Source organism: Cellulomonas sp. P1_G12_2, assembly GCF_056405535.1.
In genome coordinates, this window is record NZ_JBFUBX010000011.1 from 42,896 (window position 1) to 64,075 (window position 21,180).

General features: G+C 74.5%; 22 protein-coding genes. 17 read left to right on the plus strand and 5 right to left on the minus strand.

Going from position 1 to position 21,180, the window contains the following annotated elements:
* The first annotated feature begins 45 nt into the window (after window positions 1–45).
* The 7 genes from hisD to AC1DXT_RS20375 are packed head-to-tail and all read left to right on the plus strand — an operon-like array spanning window position 46 to window position 8,208.
* Window positions 46–1,368, plus strand: coding sequence for a histidinol dehydrogenase (hisD, locus tag AC1DXT_RS20345; RefSeq protein WP_477063095.1), 1,323 nt, complete (start codon window positions 46–48; stop codon window positions 1,366–1,368).
* A gap of 58 nt (window positions 1,369–1,426) precedes the next feature.
* A complete protein-coding gene (locus AC1DXT_RS20350) occupies window positions 1,427–2,449 on the plus strand; it encodes a 3-oxoacyl-ACP synthase III (RefSeq protein WP_477063096.1) in 1,023 nt (340 codons plus the stop codon).
* Entirely contained in the window at window positions 2,446–4,998 is a 2,553-nt protein-coding gene (locus AC1DXT_RS20355) for an alpha/beta fold hydrolase (RefSeq protein WP_477063097.1), read from the plus strand. Before AC1DXT_RS20350 ends, AC1DXT_RS20355 begins: the two co-directional genes overlap by 4 nt.
* Window positions 4,995–5,990, plus strand: coding sequence for an NAD-dependent epimerase/dehydratase family protein (locus tag AC1DXT_RS20360; protein ID WP_477063098.1), 996 nt, complete (start codon window positions 4,995–4,997; stop codon window positions 5,988–5,990). Before AC1DXT_RS20355 ends, AC1DXT_RS20360 begins: the two co-directional genes overlap by 4 nt.
* Before the next feature lie 9 nt (window positions 5,991–5,999).
* Window positions 6,000–7,115 (plus strand): histidinol-phosphate transaminase, encoded by a 1,116-nt coding sequence (locus tag AC1DXT_RS20365; RefSeq protein WP_477063099.1) that lies wholly within the window; start codon window positions 6,000–6,002, stop codon window positions 7,113–7,115.
* Complete coding sequence (gene hisB / locus AC1DXT_RS20370; RefSeq protein ID WP_056093465.1) at window positions 7,112–7,726, plus strand: imidazoleglycerol-phosphate dehydratase HisB; 615 nt, start codon at window positions 7,112–7,114, stop codon at window positions 7,724–7,726. Before AC1DXT_RS20365 ends, hisB begins: the two co-directional genes overlap by 4 nt.
* Window positions 7,723–8,208, plus strand: coding sequence for a hypothetical protein (locus AC1DXT_RS20375; RefSeq protein WP_056093468.1), 486 nt, complete (start codon window positions 7,723–7,725; stop codon window positions 8,206–8,208). The genes hisB and AC1DXT_RS20375 overlap by 4 nt, the downstream gene beginning before the upstream one ends.
* Before the next feature lie 30 nt (window positions 8,209–8,238).
* Here AC1DXT_RS20375 and AC1DXT_RS20380 read toward each other — a convergent pair whose 3' ends face one another.
* Window positions 8,239–8,922: a hypothetical protein gene (locus AC1DXT_RS20380; protein ID WP_477063100.1), complete on the minus strand. Its 684-nt coding sequence runs from the start codon at window positions 8,920–8,922 to the stop codon at window positions 8,239–8,241.
* 132 nt (window positions 8,923–9,054) lie between these two features.
* On the opposite strand from AC1DXT_RS20380, the gene AC1DXT_RS20385 reads away from it, so the two are divergent.
* The 3 genes from AC1DXT_RS20385 to AC1DXT_RS20395 are packed head-to-tail and all read left to right on the plus strand — an operon-like array spanning window position 9,055 to window position 11,190.
* Window positions 9,055–9,717, plus strand: coding sequence for a type 1 glutamine amidotransferase family protein (locus AC1DXT_RS20385; protein WP_477063101.1), 663 nt, complete (start codon window positions 9,055–9,057; stop codon window positions 9,715–9,717).
* A 4-nt stretch (window positions 9,718–9,721) separates the two neighbouring features.
* Window positions 9,722–10,462 carry a bifunctional 1-(5-phosphoribosyl)-5-((5-phosphoribosylamino)methylideneamino)imidazole-4-carboxamide isomerase/phosphoribosylanthranilate isomerase PriA gene (priA, locus tag AC1DXT_RS20390; protein WP_477063102.1) on the plus strand — a complete coding sequence of 247 codons (741 nt, stop codon included), beginning with the start codon at window positions 9,722–9,724 and terminating at the stop codon, window positions 10,460–10,462.
* Window positions 10,459–11,190, plus strand: a complete 732-nt coding sequence (locus AC1DXT_RS20395) for an SseB family protein (protein WP_477063103.1) — start codon at window positions 10,459–10,461, stop codon at window positions 11,188–11,190. The genes priA and AC1DXT_RS20395 overlap by 4 nt, the downstream gene beginning before the upstream one ends.
* Here the strand turns inward: AC1DXT_RS20395 and AC1DXT_RS20400 are convergent.
* The 4 genes from AC1DXT_RS20400 to AC1DXT_RS20415 are packed head-to-tail and all read right to left on the minus strand — an operon-like array spanning window position 11,187 to window position 13,443.
* Window positions 11,187–11,585: a spore germination protein GerW family protein gene (locus AC1DXT_RS20400; RefSeq protein ID WP_477063104.1), complete on the minus strand. Its 399-nt coding sequence runs from the start codon at window positions 11,583–11,585 to the stop codon at window positions 11,187–11,189. The genes AC1DXT_RS20395 and AC1DXT_RS20400 overlap by 4 nt on opposite strands.
* A gap of 22 nt (window positions 11,586–11,607) precedes the next feature.
* Complete coding sequence (locus tag AC1DXT_RS20405; protein WP_477063105.1) at window positions 11,608–12,342, minus strand: trypsin-like peptidase domain-containing protein; 735 nt, start codon at window positions 12,340–12,342, stop codon at window positions 11,608–11,610.
* Window positions 12,339–13,016, minus strand: a complete 678-nt coding sequence (locus AC1DXT_RS20410) for a hypothetical protein (protein WP_477063106.1) — start codon at window positions 13,014–13,016, stop codon at window positions 12,339–12,341. Before AC1DXT_RS20410 ends, AC1DXT_RS20405 begins: the two co-directional genes overlap by 4 nt.
* 40 nt (window positions 13,017–13,056) lie before the next feature.
* Complete coding sequence (locus AC1DXT_RS20415; protein WP_477063107.1) at window positions 13,057–13,443, minus strand: DUF1844 domain-containing protein; 387 nt, start codon at window positions 13,441–13,443, stop codon at window positions 13,057–13,059.
* A gap of 397 nt (window positions 13,444–13,840) precedes the next feature.
* Here AC1DXT_RS20415 and infC point away from each other — a divergent pair, with 397 nt between their 5' ends.
* The 7 genes from infC to pheT all read left to right on the plus strand — a co-directional run bounded on the left by infC (window position 13,841) and on the right by pheT (window position 21,110).
* Entirely contained in the window at window positions 13,841–14,932 is a 1,092-nt protein-coding gene (gene infC / locus AC1DXT_RS20420) for a translation initiation factor IF-3 (protein ID WP_477063127.1), read from the plus strand.
* A 95-nt stretch (window positions 14,933–15,027) separates the two neighbouring features.
* Window positions 15,028–15,222, plus strand: a complete 195-nt coding sequence (rpmI, locus tag AC1DXT_RS20425) for a 50S ribosomal protein L35 (RefSeq protein ID WP_028046910.1) — start codon at window positions 15,028–15,030, stop codon at window positions 15,220–15,222.
* A 63-nt stretch (window positions 15,223–15,285) separates the two neighbouring features.
* Window positions 15,286–15,669 carry a 50S ribosomal protein L20 gene (gene rplT / locus AC1DXT_RS20430; protein ID WP_056093498.1) on the plus strand — a complete coding sequence of 128 codons (384 nt, stop codon included), beginning with the start codon at window positions 15,286–15,288 and terminating at the stop codon, window positions 15,667–15,669.
* A gap of 133 nt (window positions 15,670–15,802) precedes the next feature.
* A complete protein-coding gene (locus AC1DXT_RS20435; RefSeq protein WP_477063108.1) occupies window positions 15,803–16,627 on the plus strand; it encodes a TrmH family RNA methyltransferase in 825 nt (274 codons plus the stop codon).
* Complete coding sequence (locus AC1DXT_RS20440) at window positions 16,624–17,265, plus strand: 2'-5' RNA ligase family protein (RefSeq protein ID WP_477063109.1); 642 nt, start codon at window positions 16,624–16,626, stop codon at window positions 17,263–17,265. Before AC1DXT_RS20435 ends, AC1DXT_RS20440 begins: the two co-directional genes overlap by 4 nt.
* 243 nt (window positions 17,266–17,508) lie before the next feature.
* Window positions 17,509–18,552 carry a phenylalanine--tRNA ligase subunit alpha gene (gene pheS / locus AC1DXT_RS20445; protein ID WP_477063110.1) on the plus strand — a complete coding sequence of 348 codons (1,044 nt, stop codon included), beginning with the start codon at window positions 17,509–17,511 and terminating at the stop codon, window positions 18,550–18,552.
* Window positions 18,552–21,110 carry a phenylalanine--tRNA ligase subunit beta gene (pheT, locus tag AC1DXT_RS20450; protein WP_477063111.1) on the plus strand — a complete coding sequence of 853 codons (2,559 nt, stop codon included), beginning with the start codon at window positions 18,552–18,554 and terminating at the stop codon, window positions 21,108–21,110. Before pheS ends, pheT begins: the two co-directional genes overlap by 1 nt.
* The last annotated feature ends 70 nt before the right edge of the window (window positions 21,111–21,180 follow it).

Genomic DNA, 21,180 nt, shown 5'->3' on the forward strand with positions numbered 1-21,180 from the left:
GTCCTGGTCAGGCCCTCGACAGAGGTCCGTCCTATGCTCAGGAACGTGATCACCCGGATCGACCTGCGCGGTCGCACCCTGTCGCGCCGCGAGCTCCTGGAGGAGCTCCCCAGAGCCGAGGTCGACGTCGAGCACGCCGCCGAGGTCGTCGCACCGATCCTGGCGGACGTCCGCAAGCGGGGGGCCGCCGAGCTGCGCGACCTCGCGGAGCGGTTCGACGGCGTGCGCCCGGTGCACCTGCGCGTGCCGGGCGAGGCGATCCAGGCGTCCGTCGGCGTGCTCGACCCCGACGTCCGGGCGGCTCTCGAGGAGACCATCCGTCGTGTCCGCCAGGTGCACGGCGCCCAGCGGCCCGCCGACTTCACGGTCGAGCTGGCGCCCGGCGCCCAGGTCCGTCAGCGCTGGGTCCCGGTCCGCCGGGTCGGGCTCTACGTCCCGGGTGGGCTCGCGGTGTACCCGTCGTCCGTCGTGATGAACGTCGTCGCCGCGCAGGCCGCCGGCGTCGGCTCGCTCGCCGTGGCCTCCCCGCCGCAGAAGGACCAGGACGGCCTGCCCGACCCGGTGGTCCTGGCCACGTGCGCGCTGCTCGGCATCGACGAGGTGTACGCGGTCGGCGGCGCGCAGGCGGTCGCGATGTTCGCCTACGGCGCGGCCGGCACCGACGACGTGGACGGCGACACGCTCTGCGAGCCCGTCGACGTCGTCACCGGACCCGGCAACGTGTACGTCGCCGCGGCCAAGCGTCTGGTCCGGGGGATCGTCGGCATCGACGCCGAGGCCGGTCCCACGGAGATCGCGATCCTGGCCGACGGGACCGCGGACGCCACGCACGTCGCCGCCGACCTCGTCTCGCAGGCGGAGCACGACCCGCTCGCGGCGGCCGTGCTCGTCACTCCCTCGGTCGAGCTCGCCGGCGCGGTCGAGGCCAAGCTGATCGATCGGGTGGACGCCACGCAGCACCGGGAGCGGGTGACCACCGCGCTGCGCGGGGACCAGTCCGCGATCGTGCTCGTCGACGACCTCGAGCAGGGCCTGGAGGTGGTCAACGCGTACGGCGCGGAGCACCTCGAGATCCAGACGGTCGGCGCGGCGGCGCTCGCCGAGCGTGTGACCAGCGCGGGCGCGATCTTCGTCGGCGCGTACTCCCCGGTCTCCCTCGGGGACTACATGGCCGGGTCGAACCACGTGCTCCCCACCGGCGGCTGCGCGCACTTCGCCAGCGGCCTCGGGGTGCACTCGTTCCTGCGCGCCGTGCAGGTGATCGAGTACGACGCCGACGCGCTCGCGGAGGTGGCGGACAAAATCGTCGCGCTCGCCGACGCCGAGGGACTCCCCGCGCACGGTGAGGCGGTGCGAGCCCGATTCTGACCGTCACCGTCGAACACGTGCGCGCCCGCCACCCCAGCCCCCGTCGAGAGGACAGCCTGTGACAGGCAACGCGACGTTCCGCCATCGCGATGTCGCGCTCCTTGCCGTCGTGGGCATCGAGGCGCCGGTCGTCGTGCCCTCGACGGTGTTCGACGAGCGTCTGGCACCCACCCTGAAACGGCTGCGCCTCCCGCAGGGGCTGCTGTCCCGGGTGGCCGGCGTGCACGAGCGCCGCTGGTGGGACGACGAGATGACCTTCGACGACGCCGCGACCGCCGCGGGTGCCAAGGCACTGGCCGAGGCCGGGATCGACGCGGGCGACGTGGGGCTGCTCATCAACACGTCGGTGACCCGGACCTTCCTGGAGCCGTCGGTCGCGTCCCGCATCCACTCGGGGCTGGCGCTGCCGTCGAGCGCCCTCAACTTCGACCTCACCAACGCGTGCCTCGGCTTCGTCAACGGCATGACGCTCGCCGCCCAGCTGATCGACTCGGGGCAGGTGCGGTACGCGGTCATCGTCAACGGCGAGGACCCGCGGCCCACGCAGGAGGCGACGCTCGCCCGGATGACCTCTCCCGAGACCACCCGGGAGTCGTTCCTGGAGGAGTTCGCCACCCTGACGCTCGGTGCGGGCGCGGCCGCCGCGGTGCTGGGTCCCGCGCACCTGCACCCCGGGGCGCACCGGCTGGTCGGCGGCGTCGCACGGTCGGCCACCCAGCACCACGAGCTGTGTGTCGGGGGCGTCGACGGGATGAAGACGGACCCGGGCGGCCTGCTCGCGGGTGGCCTGGAGCTGGTCCTCGACGCCTGGAACGAGGCGCAGCCCGAGTGGGACTGGGCGGACGTCGACCGGATCGTGACGCACCAGGTCTCGTCGGTGCACACCCGCTCGATCGTCGAGGCCCTGGGCCTGGACGTCGACCGGGTGCCGACGACGTTCCCGCGCTGGGGCAACGTCGGACCGGCCGCGCTGCCCATGACCCTGGCCGAGCAGGGCGACTCGCTGCGCACCGGGGACCGCGTGCTGTGCATGGGGGTCGGCTCCGGCCTGCACACCGCCATGGCCGAGATCGTCTGGTGACCGCCGCGTCGACCCCGCCCGCGGACGTCCTCGCGGCCGGGGGGATCGATCCGCGCTGGTCGCGGGTGGTCCAGGTGGGCTCGCGCTCCTGGCATCTGCTCGACAACGGGCCGTCGCTCGGCGCGGAGCCCGTCGGCACGCTGCTGTGCGTGCACGGCAACCCGACGTGGTCGTTCCTCTGGCGACGCCTCGTCGCGGCCGGTGCGCGCTCCGAGCGCCCGTGGCGCGTGATCGCCGTCGACCAGCTGGAGATGGGCTTCTCCGAGCGCACGGGGGAGCAGCACCGGCTGGCCGACCGGGTCACCGAGCTCGGGGCGCTGACCGACGCGCTGGGCCTCGCGGGGCCGGTCGTCACCGTGGGTCACGACTGGGGCGGCGTCGTCAGCCTCGGCTGGGCCCTCGACCACCCGGACCTGCTCGCCGGGCTCGTGCTCACCAACACGGCCGTGCACCAGAGCGCCGAGGACTCGCTGCCCGCCGCGCTGCGGGTGGCCACCGCGCCCGGCGTCCTGCCGGTCGGCACGGTCACCACGCCGGCCTTCCTCGAGACGACGCTCGCGCTGGCGCACCCCCGGCTGGACGCAGCCGTCGCCGACGCCTTCCGAGCGCCCTACCGGACCGCCGAGCGGCGTGCGGGCATCGGCGGGTTCGTCGCCGACATCCCCGCCGGAGCCGACCACCCGAGCAGGCCCGAGCTGGACCGGATCGCCGAGGGTGTGCGCGGCCTCGACGTGCCGGCCCTCCTGCTCTGGGGTCCGCGCGACCCGGTGTTCTCCGCGCGCTACCTGCGGGATCTGCGCGCGCGGCTGCCGCACGCGGACGTGCACCGCTTCGAGGGGGCGGGCCACCTGGTGGTCGAGGACGCGGACGTCGCCGGCGCCGTGCTGCGCTGGCTGGACTCGCGGGATGCCCCGGCACCGACGCCGGAGGAGCACGAGCCGTTCCGCGCGCTCGGCGCGACGCTGGTCGAGCGGGCGGTCGACCAGGGGACCGCGCTGATCGAGCTGGCCGGTCCGCGCTCCCGCCGCGTGACCTGGGCCGCGCTCGCCGCCCGCACCGACCAGCTGGCGCGGGGCCTCGCCGCGAGCGGGGTCCGGCCCGGCGACCGGGTCGCGCTGCTCGTGCCCCCCGGCGCCGACCTCACCGCCGTGCTCTACGCGTGCCTGCGCCTGGGGGCCGTCGTCGTGGTCGCCGACGCGGGCCTCGGGGTCCAGGGCCTCACCCGCGCGGTGCGGGCCGCGGAACCGAGCGTCGTGATCGGGATCGAGCGCGCGCTCGTCGCCGCTCGGTGGCTGCGCTGGGCGCCGACCCTGGTGAGTGCGGGGCCGCTGCGCGCGGGCGTCGCGAAGGCGCTCGGGGTGAGCGCGTCGCTGGACGAGCTCGCCGCTTTCGGCCGCGCGTCCACCGACGACCTTCCCTGGCCGGACGCCGACGCGGACGCCGCGATCCTGTTCACCTCCGGCTCCACCGGGCCCGCCAAGGGTGTGGCCTACACGCACCGCCGGCTGGCAGCGATGCGCGACGTGGTGGCCCGCACGTACGGGATCGGCCCGGGCAGCCCGCTCGTCGCAGCGTTCGCGCCGTTCGTCCTGCTGGGCCCCGCGCTGGGCGCGACGAGCGCGAGCCCGGAGATGGACGTCACGGCGCCGGGCACGCTCACCGCCGGGGCGCTCGCCGAGGCGGTGCGCGCGATCGACGCCTCCGTGGTGTTCGCGTCGCCTGCAGCGCTGCGGTCGGTCGTGCGCACCGCGGACGGGTCCGAGCTCGCCGACCTGGCCGGTGTGCGGCTGTTCCTGTCGGCCGGCGCCCCGGTCGGCCTCGACCTCCTCGAGGCTGCGTCGGCGCTCATGCCCGGTGCCGAGGCGCACACGCCCTACGGCATGACGGAGGCGCTCGTCGTCGCCGACGTCTCTCTCGACGAGCTCCGCACGGTCGGTGCCGGCGACGGGGTGTGCGTCGGCAGGCCGGTGCCGGGCGTCCGCGTGGCGGTCAGCGCGCTCGACGCCGACGGCGAGCCCACCGGTGCGCCAGGGGAGGTCGCGGGGGTGACCGGCGAGGTGCTGGTGAGCGGCGCGCACGTCAAGGAGCGGTACGACGGGCTCTGGCTCACGCAGCAGGAGTCCGCACGGGACGCGGGGTGGCACCGCACGGGCGACGTCGGGCACCTCGACGTCGACGGCCGGCTGTGGATCGAGGGTCGGCTCGCGCACGTGCTGGTGACCGCAGGCGGCGTCCGGACCCCGGTCGGGCTCGAACAGCGGGTGCAGGGCGTCGCAGGCGTGGTCTCCGCGGCGGTCGTCGGCGTGGGGCCGCGGGGGGCGCAGCAGGTGGTCGTCGTGGTGCAGCCCGAGGTGTTCTCGCACGGCCCCCTCGTCGCGGAGCCGGAGCTGGCTGCGGCTGTACGCGGAGCGCTCGTCGGCACGGACGTCGCCGCGGTGCTCGTGGTGGAGCAGCTGCCGACCGACGTCCGGCACAACTCGAAGATCGACCGGTCCCGCGTGGCCGGCTGGGCCGGGCGCGTGCTGTCGGGGGAGCGGGCGCGGCTGTGACCCGCATCCTGGTCACCGGCGCCAGCGGCATGCTCGGTCGCACGCTGGCGGAGCGTCTGGTCGCGGACGGTCACGACGTCCGCACGCTCCAGCGCAGCCCGTCCCACGTGCCCGGTGCGCACGACGTCACGGGGTCGATCACCGACCCGGGCGCGGTGCGGTCCGCCGTGCGCGACCGGGAGGCGGTCGTGCACCTGGCGGCCAAGGTGGACATCACCGGGCCGCTCGCCGAGTTCGCGGCGGTGAACGTCGAGGGCACACGGTTGCTGCTCGACGAGGCCCGGGCCGCGGGTGTCGTCCGGTTCGTCCACGTCTCGTCGCCGTCGGTGGCCCACCTCGGACGGTCGCTCGCGGGCGCGGGCGCCGGCCCGGCCGATCCCGAGCGCGCCCGCGGGCCGTACGCGCGGACGAAGGCCACGGCGGAGCTGCTCGCGCTCGCGGCCGACGACCCCGGCGGGCTCCGGGTGGTCGCCGTCCGCCCGCACGTGGTGTGGGGCCCGGGGGACACCCAGCTCGTCGGCCGGGTGGTCGACCGGGCACGGGCCGGCCGGCTGCCGGTGCTCGGTCAGGGAGCGGCGCTCATTGACACCACCTACGTCGACAACGCGGTCGATGCGCTCGTGGCCGCGCTGCACGCCGACGCGAGCGCGTGCGGTGGGGCCTATGTCGTCACCAACGGCGAGCCGCGCCCGGTCGTCGAGCTGCTGGCCGGGATCTGCGCCGCGACCGGTGTCCCGGTGCCGCGGCGGCACGTCCCGGCGGCGCTGGCGCGTGGTGCGGGGTCGGTGCTCGACGCCGCGTGGCGCACGCTCCCGCTGCCCGGCGAGCCGCCGCTGACCCGATTCGTCGCCGAGCAGCTGTCCACCGCGCACTGGTTCGACCAGCGCCGCACGCGCGAGGCGCTGGGGTGGGTGCCCCGGGTGAGCCTCGACGAGGGGTTGGCGCGGCTGGCGGGATGGACGGCACGGCAGGCCGCGGCGACTGCTCCCTAGACTCGGCACGTGACTGCTGATCTCGCCCGCGGAGCGCTCCCGCTGCGCCCCGACCTCGTCGGCCTCGAGCCGTACGGCGCCCCCCAGCTGGACGTGCCGCACCTGCTCAACGTCAACGAGAACCCGTACGCGCCCGCCCCGGACGTCGTGGCGGACATCGCCGCGGCCGTCGCCGAGGCCGCGTCCGGGCTGAACCGGTACCCGGACCGCGACTTCGAGGCGCTCCGTGCCGATCTGGCGGCCTACCTGCGCGTGGAGTCCGGCGTGGAGCTGGCCACCGAGCAGGTGTGGGCGGCCAACGGGTCGAACGAGATCATGCTGCACGTCCTGCAGGCGTTCGGCGGACCGGGCCGGACCGTGCTCTCGTTCGCGCCCACGTACTCGATGTACCCCGAGTACGCCCGGGACACGTTCACGGGCTGGGTCGCCGGGCGACGTGAGGCGGACTTCGGCCTGGACGCCGACGTCGCGCGCGCCGCGATCGCCGAGCACGCCCCCTCGGTCGTCCTGCTGGCCAGCCCCAACAACCCCACGGGGACGGCGCTGCCCGCCGAGACTGTCCTGGCGGTGCTCGACGCCGCGGCCGCGGTGCCGGGCGGGTGCGTCGTCGTCGTCGACGAGGCCTACGGCGAGTTCCGCCGGACGGGCACGCCGTCGGCGCTCGAGCTGCTGGCCGACCACCCGCACCTGGCGGTCAGCCGGACGATGTCCAAGGCGTTCGGGCTGGCCGGTGCGCGCGTCGGCTACCTCGCCGCGGCGCCGGCGCTCGTGGACGCGCTGCGCGTGGTGCGCCTGCCGTACCACCTGTCCGCGGTGACCCAGGCGGTGGCCCGGGCGGCGCTCCGGCACGCGCCCGCCCTGATGGCCCAGGTGGGGTCGCTGCGCGACGAGCGCGACGCCCTGGTGGTCTGGCTGCGCGAGCGCGGGCTGACCGTCGCGGACTCCGACGCGAACTTCGTCCTGTTCGGCCTGTTCGACGACCGGCACGCGATCTGGCAGGGTCTGCTCGACCGTGGGGTCCTGATCCGCGAGGTCGGGCCCGACGGGTGGCTGCGGGTGTCGGTCGGCACACCGCAGGACATGGTGGCGTTCCAGGACGCATTGAGCGAGGTGGCAGGACTGTGAGCCCCAAGAGTGGCGGCCGTACCGCGCGCATCGAGCGCGCCACGAGCGAGTCGAGCGTGCTGGTCGAGCTGGACCTGGACGGCACCGGCCGCACCGACATCTCGACGACCGTGCCGTTCTACGACCACATGCTCACCGCGCTGGGCAAGCACTCGCTCATCGACCTCACGGTGAAGGCCACGGGCGACACCCACATCGACGCGCACCACACGGTCGAGGACGTCGCGATCACGATCGGCGAGGCGCTGCGGCAGGCCCTGGGCGACAAGCGCGGGATCTCGCGGTTCGGCGACGCCACCGTGCCCCTCGACGAGGCGCTCGCGCAGGCGGTCGTCGACGTGTCCGGCCGCCCGTACCTGGTGCACACCGGCGAGCCCCCCGGACAGGAGTACCACCTGATCGGCGGCCACTTCACGGGGTCGCTCACCCGGCACGTGCTCGAGTCCATCGCGCACCACGCCGCGTTCAGCATCCACGTCCGCGTGCTCGCGGGCCGCGACCCGCACCACATCGTCGAGGCGCAGTTCAAGGCCCTCGCCCGTGCGTTGCGGTTCGCCGTGGCGCTCGATCCCCGCGTGGAGGGCATCCCGTCGACGAAGGGTGCGCTGTGACCGACCTCCCCGACGACTTCGAGGTCCCCGACGACCTCTCCGGGCTGCTCGACGGCGCGGACGAGGACCCGTCGGTCGTCCTGGTGATCACGCAGGTCGCTGCCCCGGCCCCGCTCGCCGCGGCGTGCGCGATCGCCAAGGTGGAGGTCGACGTCGTGCCGACGCCCATCGGGGCGATCGCGTCCCTGCGCGACCCGAAGGCCGCCTCGGACGGTGCCGCGGCGATCTCCAAGCTGCTGCGGACGATCCCGGTGATCCTGCTGGAGCGGCGCGAGGGGCAGATCACCGCCTCGCGCTGGACGGCGGGCGAGCGTGGCGACGACCTGCCCGCCGGGCTGGTGCTCTCGGACGCGCCGCCGGTACTTGAGGACCTGCTGCTCGGCTCGGTGCAGGCCGGCGACGTCGAGGGAGTCGTCACCAGCGTGGGGATGTCGCGCTGGCAGGCGATGCGGACCATCGCGAGCTCGGCCAAGCGCCGCTAGGCGGTCAGCGCTCAGCGGCGGCTGCCGTCCTCAACCCGTCGACGTCCCGGAGCACGGCTGGCCGCTCAGGTCGTCCAGCGCGTCGCTGAGCTCACGATTCCGGGCGGCCAGCTCGGCGCCCGCCGGCGTGCCGATCATGGCCTGGATCTCGTCCTGGGTGATCTGCTCGCCGTACGTCATCACGGTCGGGACCAGCGCGTCGAGCGCCGCAGCCGTGGTCGTCGCCGACTGGACGACTGCCTGCTGCTGCGTCGCCAGCCGTGCGGGCGGCGGCGTATCAGCGAGCCGTCGGCCCTGGTCGGCGATGGTGGTGGCCTGCCCGTCGAGGTAGGCGAGGTAGACGGCCTGGTCGTAGGCGGGGCCAGACGTGCTCGCGTCCAGGTTCGGTATCGGCGGCGTGGCGCTCGCGACGATGCGTTCGCACACACTCCTGGCGAGCGCGCGATACTCCTGCTCCGCCCGTGTGACGTCTGCCGACCGGGTCCACTGCCACCAGATGATGGCGAGGACGACGGCCAGCACCACGCCGCCCCCGATGACGAACGTCTTCGAGCGGGCCGAGTTGTCCACGGTGTTGTGGATGGTGCGCGCGCGAACATTCTCCTGAGCGATGCGCGTGTCGTTGCGCGACGACTTCGCGCGTGCGCGCGCGTCGACGTGTTCGGTGATCTTCGGTGTGGGGAGCCCGTCGTCGGGCGCCGTCGGTGTGCCCATGCTCCGGAGGAGCGCGGACCGTGGTGCCAGATACGGCAGAGGGTCGCCCGACGACCGACGTCGACGGACGGCCCTCGTCTCGCGGACCGGCGTCCGTCCGTCTCGGTCCGGCGCCGCGGGTACCGTGGTCCGGTGCCTGCCCAGCCCCTCGTCGTCGTGCTCGACCACGGCGCCGACGACCTCTCCACGCTGGCCGAGGCGCTCACCGGCGCCGGTGCCCGCGTGGTGGTCACCGCCGAGAAGCGGGCCGCGCTCGTGGCCGACGGGCTCGTGATCGCCGGCCGTGCACGGGCCGCGGACGTGATGCCGGCGTTGCGCGCGATCGGCGCGGACCAGGTGGTCGACCGTCGGCTCGCCGGCGGCCGCGCGGTCCTCGCGGTCGGCGTGGGCATGCACGTGATGTTCACCGAGGTCGTCCAGGACGACACCGCCACGGAGGGTCTGGGGGAGTGGGCGGGTGTCGTCGACGCCGTCGGTGCTCCCGCGGGTCCGGCCGAGGTCGAGGTGCCCGAGGGGTCGGCGCTGTTCGCCGGTCTCGAGGACGCCCGCTTCCACGTCGCCCTCGAGCACGCCGCCCGCGCGTTCCCCCTGCTCGACGACTGGCCGGCGGACACCCGCCTGGTCGTCCCGCTCGTCACCTGGTCGCGCGGCGACGAGCGGTTCGTCGTCGCCGTCGAGAACGGCCCGCTCGTCGGCCTGCAGGTGCACCCGGAGTCCTCCGGCGAGCCCGGCGCGCAGGTGCTCGCCCGCTGGGTCTCGTCCTTGCCCGCCACCGCCCCCGATCTCCCGGAGTGACCGCATGACCGACCGCCTCGAGCTGCTGCCCGCCGTCGACGTCGCCGACGGGCAGGCCGTCCGGCTGACCCAGGGCGCCGCCGGCACCGAGACCGGCTACGGCGACCCGCTGTCGGCCGCGCTGGACTGGTACGCCGGCGGGGCGGAGTGGATCCACCTCGTGGACCTCGACGCGGCCTTCGGGCGGGGCTCGAACGCGGCCCTGCTCGCCGAGGTGACCGCGGAGCTCGTCGCCAAGGGCGTCAAGGTCGAGCTGTCGGGGGGCATCCGGGACGACGCCTCCGTCGAGCGCGCGCTCGGCACCGGCGCGACGCGCATCAACCTCGGCACGGCCGCGCTGGAGAACCCCGAGTGGACCGCGCGCGTGATCGGCTCGTTCGGCGAGCAGATCGCGGTCGGCCTCGACGTGCGCGGCACCACGCTCGCCGCCCGTGGGTGGACGCAGGAGGGCGGCGACCTCTGGGAGGTCCTGGCCCGCCTGGAGGATGCCGGCTGCGCCCGGTACGTGGTGACGGACGTGCACAAGGACGGCATGCTCAACGGCCCGAACGTCGAGCTGCTGCAGCAGATGTGCGCCCGCACGGATGCCCCGGTGATCGCGTCGGGCGGGGTCTCCAGCCTGGAGGACCTGCGCGTGCTGCGGACGCTGGTGCCGCTGGGCGTCGAGGGCGCGATCGTCGGCAAGGCCCTCTACGCGGGGGCGTTCACGCTGCCCGAGGCGCTGGACGTCGCCGGGCGCCCGTGACGGGACGCGAGCTGCCGCCGTCGTCGCCGTTCGCGGGGGACGACGGCACGGCCGACCCCGCCGTCGCGGCCGCGCTCGCCGCGCTGGGCACCGGCGGCGGCACGGTCGCGGACCTGGTCGGCGCGCTCGCTGGCACCCGCGTGCTCGTCCCGGTGCTCGCCGAGCTCGAGGTCGAGGACACAGTCGTGCACGACGGCCACGCGCACATGGTCGACAAGGAGGCGTCGGCGGGCATCGTCGCCCTGCGCGCCCCGGACGGCCGCACGGCGCTGCCGGTGTTCACCTCGGTCGCGACCATGGCCGCGTGGCGCCCGGACGCCCGCCCGGTCCCGTCGGACGTGGCGCGTGCGGCGCTCTCCGCGGTGACCGAGGGGTGGGAGGTGCTCGTCGTCGATCCGGGTGGCCCGACGACGGTCCTCGTCCCGCGCCCGGCCGTGTGGGCGCTCGCGCAGCAGGAGCGGTGGCGTCCGGCAGTGACCGCCGGCGTCGTCGACCCGGAGGTCCGTGCCGCGATCGCGGCCGCGGTCACGCCCGTCGCCGGCGTGGTGGCCGTCGATGCCGTCCCGGGCGCCCGCGCCGAGGTGGCGGTGGTGATCGAGCTCGTCGCCGGGCTCGACCGCGCGGGGCTCGACGCGGTGCTGACGCAGGTCAACGCCGCGCTGGCGGGCGTGGAGCTGGTCGCGACGCGAGTCGACTCGCTCGAGCTGCGTCCGCGCGCAGCCGGCTAGCGACGCTTGACCGCCCAGGCGAGCGCGAGCGCGGTGACCACGACGGCACCCACCAGCTGACCGCCGAGGATCACGCGGTTGAGGTCGAGCGTCGGCTGCCAGTGCGCGCCCGTCCCGTCCACGACGAAGACGCCTACGGCCTTGACGTGCACGCCGTACCCGCCGCCCCCGCCGTGTCCCTCCTGGTGGCCCGCCGGCGCCTCCTCGCCCTCGGCCCTGGACGGCGCACCTGCCTCGCCGGAGCCGGCCCCGGAGCCCGTGGCCCCCCAGACGCGTGCGACGGGGATGACGAGGGTGCCCTCGCGTTCGTACGCCTCACCGAACACGCGGCGCACGGTCAGGGTGTCGTTCACGGCCCGCGTGACGTCGGCGGGGTCGAAGTGCGGTAGCGCCATGGGGTTCCTCCCGGGGAACTGGTCAGCCGGTGCAAGGGGCGGTCGGTGTGAACGACGCCTCGTCCTCGAGCATGGACCGGAGCGTGCTCACGGGTACGACAAAACTGTGCCCCTTCGAGTCCTTCGCGTACACCACCCCGACCACCCGGCCGTCGCTGTCGAGCACCGCCGACCCGGAGCTGCCGGGCTCCACCGCCGCATCGGTGACCAGCACCTCCCCGAGGTTGGCGTTGAGGGGGTCGGTCTGGCTGCCGACCACCTGCCCCGTGGTGACGGTCAGAGCGCGCCCGAGCGGGTAGCCGACCACGGTCACCGTGTCTCCGACCGCCGGGTCGGCGGCGGCGAGCTCGGGCGCCGCGGGCAGGGCGTCCTCGGTGCGGACGATCGCCAGGTCGGCCAGCGCCGCGGTGCTGGCGGCGGCGGCGGTGAGGTCGCGCCCGTCGTACGTGCTCAGCTGCAGCGTGGAGGAGTCCGTGACCACGTGCCGGTTGGTCACCAGCGTGTGGTCGTCGAGCGCGAACCCGGAGCCGGTGGACAGGGTGCCGCAGCCGATGTTGCGGATCCGCACGGCCATCCGCTGCGCCGAGTCGAACCCGTCGGGGGACAGGTTGCCGCTCGACGACGGGGTCTGCTGCGGCAGGTCGCTCGGGACCACGCTCGTGGGTACGGGCGCAGGCATCGCCGGCAGCATGCTGCAGCCGCCGGTCAGGGCGAGGAGCGAGACGACGCTGCCGACGAGCGCGGCGCGTCGGCTCATCGCTCGAGCTCGCGCTGCAGCGCCGCGTTGGCGTCCGTGGCCCGGGCGCACACGGTCTGCACGTCGGTGGTGAACCGTGCGAGGTCGTCGGGGTCGTACTGGGACGAGTTCTGCAGGTAGCCGATGAGGCGCTGCTGGCCGTCCACGCAGCTGGCCAGCGCGGTGGCCACCTGCCCGGCCGCCTGCGACACCCGGGACTGGTAGTCGGCGAGCTGCTGCTGCGACGCGCTGGCGTCCCCGAGCTGCGCCTTCTCGTCCGCCAGCTGGGTGATCCGCTCCTGGGCCGTGGCCAGCTGCGCGCTGATCGCATCGAGCTCGGCCTGCGTCGCCTCGAGGTCGGCCTGCGACGTCGCGAGCTGCTCGCCCGTCGAGCGTGCGAGCGTCTCCCACTCCTGCGTCGACGCCTGCCACGCCTCGTTCGTCGAGAACATCCGTGAGAGCACCAACCCGGCGCCGACCAGGGTGGCGACGAGCAGCACGGCGAGGACCACGGTGGCAGCACGCGGTCCGCGGCGGCGGGCGGGCTCCGGGTCGGCCATCGGCACGGGTGCGGCGGGGAACCAGGACCCGGGAGCAGGGGCGGGTGCCGGCGCGCTCACGCGGAGGACCTCCGTGACCGGTGGCTCGGCCCCGGGGTGCACGTCGTCGCGCGGGCGAGGGTCGTCGGGCTGCATCGGCCCAGGATAGGAGGCGTGCCGCGCACACCGGCGGGTGTCAGACGACGGAGCCCGTGAACTTCTCGCCGGGGCCCTCGCCGGGGGCGTCGGGGAAGGGCGAGGCCTCGCGGAACGCCAGCTGGAGCGAGCGCAGGCCGTCGCGCAGCGAGCGGGCGTGCTGGTTGCCGATGTCCGGTGCCGAGGCGGTGACCAGCGCGGCGAGGGCGGTGATGAGCTTGCGCGCCTCGTCCAGGTCGAGGTAGTCGCGGCCCTGGGCCTCGTCGGTGTCGGGGCTCAGCCCACACTTGACCGCCGCCGCGCTCATCAGGTGCACCGCGGCGGTCGTGATGACCTCGACCGCGGCGACGTCAGCGATGTCGCGCACCGCCTCCGCCTCGGACGTGCGGAGGGCGTCGGGAGTCGTGCTCGCGGTGTGCTCGGCCATGCGCCGATCCTCTCATCGCAGCCCGGTCGGTGCGTCGGGCGACCAGGAGGCCCGGTCCGGCCTGAGCGCGTGTGCGTGCTATTCTGGTGAACGACCAGCCGCGTCCTGCTGCCCCCATCCGGGCGGAAGGACGCGGTGTACAAGTGGAGCTGATCCCACCCGAGCATCAACTGTTCGTCACCTGCGCACGCGGGGGACGACGACAGAGGCCGGGTTCGGTCCGAGGATGTGTCGCGATCTTCGCGGTACATGCCTGGTGGTGCCGTTCGCCGGTGCGCACCGTTCGGACTCGTGAGGCCCCCACCTGTACCCAGGGCGGGGGCCTTCCTCGTTCCCGGCGGTCACCCACGACGAACCTGAGGAGCACCACATCAGCGAGCCCCGCATCAACGATCGGATCCGCGTCGCCGAGGTCCGCCTGGTCGGCCCCAACGGCGAGCAGGTCGGCATCGTCCGCGTGGAGGACGCCTTGCGCCTGGCCCAGGACGCCGACCTCGACCTCGTCGAGGTGGCACCTGACGCTCGTCCGCCCGTCTGCAAGATCATGGACTACGGCAAGTTCAAGTACGAAGCAGACATGAAGGCCCGTGAGGCCCGGCGGAACCAGACCAACACGGTCCTCAAGGAGATCCGTTTCCGGCTGAAGATCGACCCGCACGACTACGGCACCAAGAAGGGCCACGTCGAGCGGTTCCTCACCGCCGGCGACAAGGTCAAGGTCATGATCATGTTCCGCGGCCGTGAGCAGTCGCGCCCCGAGATGGGCGTCCGTCTGCTCCAGCGGCTCGCGGACGACGTGTCCGAGCTCGGCTTCATCGAGAGCATGCCCAAGCAGGACGGGCGCAACATGATCATGGTGCTCGGCCCGATGAAGAAGAAGGCCGACCAGAAGCTGGAGCAGCGCCGTGCGGCGCAGGCTGCAGCCGCCCGTGAGCAGAACGCTGCGGCCGCTGCTGCTGCAGCCGCTGCGGCGGAGAACCCGGCTGCGGCCGAGCCCGCCGTCGAGGCCCCGGCCGTCGTCGAGGCCCCCGCCGCTGTCGAGGCTCCCGTGGAGTCGCCGGCCGCTGTCGAGACGCCTGACGTGGTCGAGACCCCCGCGGCAGTCGAGACGCCTGCTGTCGTCGAGACTCCGGCTGCCGTCGAGACCCCGGCGCCCGCGCCGGCACCTCGTCCGGCTGCTGCTCCTCGTCCGGCCGCCTCGCGTCCGGCCGCACCGCGCTCGACGCCCGCCGCCGCACCCCGTGCGACGACGCCGCGTCCGGCCGCTGCCGCTCGTCCCGCAGCCTCGGCCCCTCGGCCGGCCGCTGCGTCTAAGCCGGCGACGCCGACCGCCGCGGCTCCCGCCGCGGCCACGTCGACACCCGCCGAGCCGAAGGCGGCGACGCCGAAGCCCGCCACGCCGAAGCCGGCCGCAACCCCGCGGCCCGCGCCGCGGCCCGGTCCGGCGAAGGCACAGACCAGCACGACGGCCTCGGAAGAGGCCAGCTGAACCAGCACGAACGGACGGCCCGGCCCACCGGTCGGATCGCACCAGACGAGTCGTACGAACCCGTGCGATGTGAAGGACAAGGAGACACGGCAGCCATGCCGAAGAACAAGACGCACTCCGGTGCCAAGAAGCGCTTCCGGGTCACCGGGACCGGCAAGGTCATGCGTGAGCAGGCCGGCGGCCGCCACCTGCTCGAGCACAAGTCGAGCCGTCGCACCCGCCGCATCGCCGGCGACCTCGTCGTCTCCCCTGCCGACGCCCCCCGTATCAAGAAGCTGCTCGGTAAGTGACCCCGGGGGCGCTGCTGCGCCCCGGTCACTCGGCCCGAGCCTGAGACAAGCAAGGAGCATCACGTGGCACGCGTGAAGCGGGCGGTCAACGCCCAGAAGAAGCGCCGTACGACCCTGGAGCGCGCTGCGGGTTACCGCGGCCAGCGTTCGCGCCTGTACCGCAAGGCGAAGGAGCAGGTCACCCACTCCCTCGTCTACGCGTACCGCGACCGCAAGGTGCGCAAGCAGGACTTCCGCAAGCTGTGGATCCAGCGCATCAACGCGGCGTCCCGCGAGCAGGGTCTCACCTACAACCGCCTCATCCAGGGCCTCAAGCTGGCCGGCATCGAGGTGGACCGCCGCGTGCTGGCCGACCTCGCCGTGAACGACGCCGCGACGTTCGCGACGCTCGTCAACGCCGCGAAGGCAGCCCTGCCCGAGGACGTCAACGCGCCGAAGGCTGCGTGACCCTCGTCCGCTGCTGAGCCGACCGCCCGATCGCCCCGCCGCCGCGGGGCCGGGCGGCGGCTCGGAGCACCCGGAGCCCCCGGAACCGTCACTGGTTCGCGGGGGCTTCGTCGTGCCCGGGCATGATGTCCCCGTGACCGACGAGATCCTGACCAACCCCCGGGCCGAGCGCGTCAAGGCGGTGCGGGCGCTGGCGGGACGCTCCGTGCGCCAGCGGGCCGGGCGGTTCGTGGTGGAGGGGCCCCAGGCCGTGCGCGAGGCCGTGCTCGCTGCCGACGTGCACGACGTCTACGTCACCGGGTCGTCCGCGCAGCGGTATCCCGAGATCGTGTCGGCGGCGCTCGACCGGGGGATCCGGGTGCACACGGGCACAGCCGAGGTGCTCGACGCGATGAGCCCGGACGGGCAGCAGGTGGTCGCGGTGGCGTCGCTCCTCGAGCACACCCTTGCGTCGGTGCTGGCGGGTGCCCCGCGCCTGGTCGCAGTCCTCGCGCACGTCCGCGACCCGGGCAATGCCGGCACGGTGATCCGGGCGGCCGACGCCGCGGGTGCCGATGCGGCGGTGCTGACCGAGCAGAGCGTGGACGTGCACAACCCCAAGGTCGTCCGGTCGACGGCCGGTTCGCTGTTCCACCTGCCCGTGGTGACCGCCGCGGACCTGGCGGCGACGGTCGTCGACCTGCGCGCGGCGGGCCTCCTGGTGCTCGCCGCGGACGGAGCGGGCACCTTCGACCTGGACGACCTGCTCGACGTCGCGGGCTCGGCGGAGGACGGCGTCCCGGACCTGTCGCGCCCGACGGCGTGGGTGTTCGGCAACGAGGCCTGGGGCCTGCGCGACGAGGACCGGGCGTTGGCCGACGCCGTCGTGCGGGTGCCGATCCGGGGCCGCGCCGAGTCGCTCAACCTCGCGACCGCGGCGACCGTCTGCCTGTACGCGAGCTCGCGGGCGCAGCGATGAGGATGTTCGCCGCCGTGTGGCCGCCGCAGGACGTCCTCGACCACCTGGACCTGGCGCTCGCCTCCGTGCGGGGTGCGCCGTCGGGCCTCTCGTCGGCCGTGCGCTGGTCCGCCCGCGAGACGTGGCACCTGACCGTCGCGTTCTACGGCGAGCTACCGGACGGGGCGCGGCCCGGGCTCGTGGCGGACCTCGCGGAGGTCGCAACCGGCGTCGAGCCGTACGAGCTCGGGCTCCGAGGCGCCGGCGTGTTCTCGCACCGGACCCTGTGGGTGGGGGTGGCGGGCGACCTGGACTCCCAGCGGGCCGTCACCCGAGGCTGCGTCGAGGCGGGGGAGTCGGCGGGCGGCCTGCTGGACAACCGGCCGCGCGACCGCCYGCACCTGACCATCGGCCGGGTCCGGCCGGGGAGCCGCCCGACCCGCCGGCGCTCGTCGCGTCCGGACCGGCCCGGCGCACGGCCCGACGCGCAGGCGATGGACGACGAGGACGTCGCTGCGGCCCTCGTGCGCGCGCTCGCCGTGTACGAGGGGCCGCGGTGGATCGTCGACGAGCTGGTGCTCGTGTCGTCGCGTCCGGGAGCGGGACGCGGTGGGGGACCGCTGTACGAGCGCGTCGAGACGTTTCCGCTCGGACGATAGGCGGGGCCGTGGCAGGATGGCCGTCATGACAGCGCGTGCGCAGGCGGCCGGTGGTCGCCGATTTCCCGGGCCCGTACCCGGGCCGCGCCACTGACGCGCACCTGAGCAGGCCGTCCGTCGCCGGACAGGCCGCCCAGACCCGGATCGGGCGCCTCTAGACTTGTCCGCCGGCCGGGTGCTCTCGCGCCCTGGCCATGGCCGTGCCCCGTGCCGGCCGCCCAGAACCTGCACTGGAAGGTCAGGATGTCCGACGACACCGCCCTGTCCCCGCTCGACGCCCCCGGCATCGAGTCCGCCGTCGAGGACGCACTCAAGGCCCTCGCGGCCGCGACCGACCTCGACGCCCTGAAGACCGCCCGCCTCGAGCACGTGGGCGAGCGCAGCCCGATCGCGCTCGCCAACCGTGCCATCGGCGGCCTCGCGCCGTCCGACAAGGCGACCGCCGGCAAGCTGCTCGGCCAGGCCAAGGGCCGTCTCGCGCGCGCCCTCGCCGAGCGTCAGACGCAGCTCGAGGCCGAGCGCGACGAGCGCGTCCTCGTCGAGGAGTCCGTCGACGTCACGCTCCCCACCGACCGGCACCCGCGCGGCGCGCGGCACCCGCTGGAGACGCTGTCCGAGCGCGTCGCGGACATCTTCGTCTCGATGGGCTGGGAGATCGCCGAGGGCCCCGAGCTCGAGGCGGAGTGGTTCAACTTCGACGCGCTGAACTTCGGCGTGGACCACCCGGCCAGGCAGATGCAGGACACGTTCTTCGTGGACAGTCCAGGTCTGGTGCTGCGCACGCACACGTCGCCGGTGCAGGCGCGCACTCTGCTGGAGCGGGACCTGCCGGTGTACATCGCGTGCCCCGGCAAGGTGTTCCGCACGGACGAGCTCGACGCCACGCACACGCCCGTGTTCCACCAGGTCGAGGGCCTCGCGGTGGACAAGGGCCTGACCATGGCGCACCTCAAGGGGACGCTGGACCACTTCGCGCAGGCGATCTTCGGCCCTGAGGCCCGCACGCGCCTGCGGCCGTCGTTCTTCCCCTTCACCGAGCCGAGCGCGGAGATGGACCTCTGGTTCCCGCAGAAGAAGGGCGGGGCCGGCTGGATCGAGTGGGGCGGCTGCGGGATGGTCAACCCGAACGTGCTCCGCGCCTGCGGGGTCGACCCGGAGGTCTACTCGGGCTTCGCGTTCGGGATGGGCATCGAGCGCACCCTGATGCTGCGCCACGGCATCGCCGACATGCACGACATGGTGGAGGGCGACATCCGCTTCTCCGCGCAGTTCGGGACGGAGATCTGATGCCGCGCATCCCCCTGACGTGGCTCGCCGAGCACGTCGAGCTCCCCGCGGGCCTGACCGCCGAGCAGCTGGCGGCGGACCTTGTCCGCGTCGGGCTCGAGGAGGAGGCCATCCACGCCGCCGCCGTGACCGGTCCGCTGGTCGTCGGCCAGGTGGTGGAGCTGACGCCGGAGCCGCAGAAGAACGGCAAGACGATCAACTGGTGCCGGGTGGACGTCGGCCCGGAGCACAACGAGCCCGGCGGCGCCCCTCGGGGCATCGTCTGCGGCGCGCACAACTTCGCGGTCGGCGACCGGGTGGTCGTCGCGCTGCCGGGCGCCGTGCTGCCCGGGCCGTTCGCCATCGCGTCGCGCAAGACGTACGGGCACGTGTCCGACGGCATGATCTGCTCGGCACGCGAGCTCGGCCTCGGGGACGACCACGCCGGGATCATCGTGCTCTCCACCCTCGGGCTGGACGCTCCCGTGGGCACCGACGCGCGCGAGCTCCTGGGCCTGGGCGACGAGGTGCTCGAGATCAACGTGACGCCCGATCGCGGCTACTGCTTCTCGATGCGTGGCGTCGCCCGCGAGTACGGCCTGTCCACGGGTGCGACCTTCACGGACCGCGGGCTGCCGACGGGCGACGAGCGTCCCGCCGGTGGCGGGTTCGCGGTCGAGATCGACGACGCGGCGCCGATCGACGGCGTCCCGGGTGCCGACCGGTTCGTCGCCCAGATCGTCCGCGGTGTGCGTGCGAACGACCCGACGCCGTCGTGGATGCAGCGCCGGCTGCAGCAGGCGGGCATGCGGCCCATCAGCCTCGCCGTCGACGTGACGAACTACGTGATGCTCGACCTGGGTCAGCCGCTGCACGCGTACGACCTGGCGCAGCTGGCCGAGCCCGTCGTCGTGCGTCGGGCGACCCCGGGGGAGAAGATCCGGACCCTCGACGACGTCGAGCGTGCACTCGACCCCGAGGACCTGCTCATCACCGACAGCCCGGAGGGTGTGTGGGGCTCGCGCCCCATCGGCCTCGCCGCGGTCATGGGCGGCGGGGACTCCGAGGTGGGCGTCGGGACCACCGACCTGCTCATCGAGGCGGCGCACTTCGAGCCGATCACGGTCGCGCGCACCGCTCGTCGGCACAAGCTGCCCAGTGAGGCCGCCAAGCGGTTCGAGCGCGGCGTCGACCCCGAGCTGCCGCCCGTCGCGGTCGCGCGGGCGGTCGCGCTGCTGGTGGAGTACGGCGGGGGTGTGGCGGGGGAGCTCACCGACGTCGACCGACGGGTGCCCGTTCCGCCGTTCGACCTCGCGCTGGACCTGCCCGCCCGGCTCGTCGGCGTGCCGTACACGGCCGAGGAGGTGCGCGAGACGCTGGTCTCGATCGGGTGCGAGGTCTCCGACGCCGCCCCGGGCACCGTGCGCGTGCAGGCCCCGACCTGGCGACCCGACCTGCTCGTCGGTGTCGACCTGGTCGAGGAGGTCGCCCGCCTGCGCGGGTACGACGCGATCCCGTCGATCGTCCCGCCGGCGCCGCCGGGTGCCGGGCTGACGGCGGGTCAGCGGACACGTCGCTCTGTCGCGCGGGCACTGGCCGACTCCGGGCTGGTGGAGGTGCTCAGCTACCCGTTCGTGGGCACCGAGCAGCTCGACGCGCTGCGCCTCCCGGCCGACGACGACCGCCGCCGCGCGGTCCGGCTGGTCAACCCGCTCTCCGACGAGCAGCCGCTCCTGCGGACCAACCTCCTGGTCACCCTGCTCGACACCGCGCGCCGCAACGTCAGCCGCGGGGCGAGCGACGTCGCGATCTTCGAGCTCGGTCTGGTCACCCGCCCGGTCGTCGACGCCCCGGCCGCGCCGCGGCTGCCCGGGGGAGTGCGCCCGTCGGACGAGGAGCTGGCGGCGATCGACGCCGCCGTGCCGCCGCAGCCGCGCCGGGTCGCCGGGGTCCTCGCGGGCCAGCGGGAGCCTGCCGGCTGGTGGGGGCCCGGTCGCCGGGCGGACCACACCGACGCGATCGCCGCCGCCCACGTGGTGGCGGAGGTGGTCGGGGTGGAACTGCACGCGCAGGCCGACGCCGACCACGCACCGTGGCACCCCGGCCGGTGCGCGCGACTCACCACGGCGGACGGCACGCTCGTCGGGCACGCCGGCGAGCTGCACCCCACGGTCGTGACCGGCCACGGGCTGCCGGCGCGAGCCGCCGCGTTCGAGCTGGACCTCGACGTGCTGCTCGCGGCGGCCTCGCCCGACCCGGTGCCGGCGGTGCCCGTCTCGACGTTCCCCGTGGCCAAGGAGGACATCGCGCTCGTCGTCGACGCGTCCGTGCCCGCCGCCGACGTGCTCGACGCCGTGCGCGTCGGCGCCGCGTCGAGCGCGGCCGGGGACGTCGTCGAGGAGGTCCGGCTGTTCGACGTGTACACCGGGTCCCAGGTGGCCGAGGGCCGCAGGTCGATCGCGTTCTCGCTGCGGCTGCGGGCCGACGACCGGACGCTCACCGCGCAGGAGACGGCGGACGTCCGCGAGGCCGTGGTCGCCGAGGCGCACCGGAGGTTCGGCGCGACGCTGCGCGCCTGAGCACAGACGACGAGACCCCCGCCGGCACGTGTCGACGGGGGTCTCGTCGTCTCCGCAAGTCGTCGGATGA